This window comes from Paenalicyclobacillus cellulosilyticus (genome assembly GCF_014647315.1).
Classification (GTDB): Bacteria; Bacillota; Bacilli; order Alicyclobacillales; family Alicyclobacillaceae; genus Alicyclobacillus_J; species Alicyclobacillus_J cellulosilyticus.
Genome location: NZ_BMOY01000141.1, coordinates 1 through 252, shown reverse-complemented (window position 1 = coordinate 252; position 252 = coordinate 1). Strand labels below are relative to the sequence as shown.

At 40.9% G+C, this 252-nt stretch carries 1 protein-coding gene; it reads left to right on the top strand.

Features of this window, described 5'->3' with window-relative positions; genetic code table 11:
* The coding region (locus IEX97_RS13795; RefSeq protein ID WP_229776943.1) for a GTP-binding protein at positions 1–252 on the top strand (252 nt) is incomplete at both ends.

The window sequence follows — 252 nt, the reverse complement described above, 5'->3', positions numbered from 1 at the left end:
ATTTTAGTTGTATCTGCTGCTGACGGTCCTATGCCACAGACACGAGAACATATTTTACTATCTCGCCAAGTTGGTGTTCCTTATATAGTGGTCTATCTGAATAAGGCCGATATGGTTGATGATCCGGAGCTGTTAGAGCTAGTAGAAATGGAAGTAAGAGATTTATTGAGCTCGTACGAGTTTCCTGGTGATGATATTCCAATTGTTGTTGGCTCAGCTTTGAAGGCTTTAGAAGGCGATACAAGTGATATT